General features: G+C 49.9%; 1 rRNA gene. It reads left to right on the top strand.

The annotated features are described in order from the left end of the window. Positions 1-14: 14 nt before the first annotated feature. Positions 15-2,229: ribosomal RNA gene (locus tag INF29_RS14025) — 23S ribosomal RNA — on the top strand; the annotation flags it as partial.

Below are 2,229 nucleotides of genomic sequence, written 5' to 3'. Positions count from 1 at the left end.
TTGTGTTGCAAGAAGGTCAAGCAAGAAAGAGCACAGGGTGAATGCCTTGGCACTGGGAGCCGATGAAAGACGTGGTAAGCTGCGAAAAGCTTCGGGGAGGCGCAAACAGCCATCGATCCGGAGATTTCTGAATGGGGAAACCTACTTGAGCAAACCTCAAGTATCCATACGTGAATCCATAGCGTATGGAAGGGAACGTTGTGAACTGAAACATCTAAGTAGCAATAGGAGGAGAAAGAAAAATCGATTTCCTAAGTAGCGGCGAGCGAAAGGGAAAGAGGCCAAACCGAAGGACCTGGTTCTTCGGGGTTGTGGACTGCATCAAGCGATGGAGGCTATGGTAGTCGAACTGTTTTGGGAAAGCAGACCAAAGACGGTGAAAGTCCGGTAGACGAAACCAGAAGACCCGCTGCAGGATCCAGAGTACCACGGGACACGAGAAACCCTGTGGGAAGCCGGGGGGACCACCCCCCAAGCCTAAATACTCCCCAGTGACCGATAGTGAAGCAGTACTGTGAAGGAAAGGTGAAAAGAACCCCGGGAGGGGAGTGAAAAAGAACCTGAAACCTTGTGCTTACAAACAGTCAGAGGTCTACGGACTGATGGCGTACTTTTTGTAGAACGGTCCGGCGAGTTACTAATGCCAGCGAGGTTAAGTGGTCAGAAGCCACGGAGCCGAAGGGAAACCAAGTCTGAACAGGGCGTAAAGTTAGTATTAGTAGACCCGAAACCGGGTGACCTATCCATGTCCAGGTTGAAGGAGCCGTAAAAGGCTTTGGAGGACCGAACACACATCTGTTGAAAAAGGTGGTGATGAGGTGTGGATAGCGGAGAAATTCCAATCGAACTCGGAGATAGCTGGTTCTCCTCGAAATAGCTTTAGGGCTAGCCTCGAGATGGAGTCTAACGGAGGTAAAGCACTGAACTGACGCGGGGCCCAAAAAGGTTACCAACTCATATCAAACTAAGAATGCCGTCAAGATACCCTCGGGAGTCAGTCTGCGTGAGATAAGTCGCGTGGACAAAAGGGAAAGAGCCCAGACCGACAGCTAAGGTCCCAAAGTACGTGTTAAGTGGAAAAGGATGTGGGATTTCATAGACAACTAGGATGTTGGCTTAGAAGCAGCCATACATTTAAAGAGTGCGTAACAGCTCACTAGTCGAGAAAACCTGCGCCGAAAATTTAACGGGGCTAAAACACGACACCGAAGCTACGGCTTGACAGCTAACGCTGTTAGGGGTAGAGGAGCATCCTGCAAGGACGAAGCCAAAGTGGAAACGATGGTGGACGAAACAGGAGAGAGAATGCCGGAATGAGTAGCGAGATAGAAGTAAGAAACTTCTAGGCCGAATATCTAAGGTTTCCTGGGTAAAGCTAATCTTCCCAGGGTTAGTCGGGGCCTAAGGCGAGGACGAAAGTCGTAGTCGATGGATAACAGGTTGATATTCCTGTACTACGTATCATCAGAACTGTGGGGACGCAGGAGGATAGGAAAACCGGGGAATGGAAAAACCCGGCTAAGCACAAAGTCAAGGGAGATAGGCAAATCCGTCTCTTGATGATGAAGTGCGATGGGGACTGAACAAAAGTAGGGAAGTTTCCGAATCCACACTGTCGAGAAAAGCCGCTATTGTGTGATACGTACCCGTACCGTAAACCGACACAGGTAGATGAGGAGAAAATCCACAGGCCGACGGGAGAAGTGTTGTTAAGGAACTCGGCAAAATGACCCCGTAACTTAGGGAGAAGGGGAGCCACGCAAGTGGCCGCAGAAAAGAGGCTCAAGCGACTGTTTAGCAAAAACACAGGTCTCTGCGAAACCGAAAGGTGAAGTATAGGGGCTGACACCTGCCCGGTGCTGGAAGGTTAAAAGGAGAGGTTCGACGTAAGTCAAAGCTTTGAATTCAAGCCCCAGTAAACGGCGGCCGTAACTATAACGGTCCTAAGGTAGCGAAATTCCTTGTCAGGTAAGTTCTGACCCGCACGAAAGGTGTAACGATTTGAGCACTGTCTCGACAACACGCCCGGTGAAATTGAAGAACCAGTGAAGATACTGGTTACCCGCAACAGGACGGAAAGACCCCATGGAGCTTTACTGCAGCCTGATACTGGGATTCGATGATATATGTACAGGATAGGAGGGAGACTAGGAATCCGGGACGCCAGTTTCGGAGGAGTCGACGGTGGGATACCTCTCTTATGTTATTGGATTTCTAACTTGGCACCGT

It is taken from the genome of Anaerotignum lactatifermentans (assembly GCF_014982935.1).
Classification (GTDB): Bacteria; Bacillota; Clostridia; order Lachnospirales; family Anaerotignaceae; genus Anaerotignum; species Anaerotignum lactatifermentans.
The sequence above is the reverse complement of the archived record's forward strand: the minus strand, read 5'-3'. Positions and strand labels throughout refer to the sequence as shown.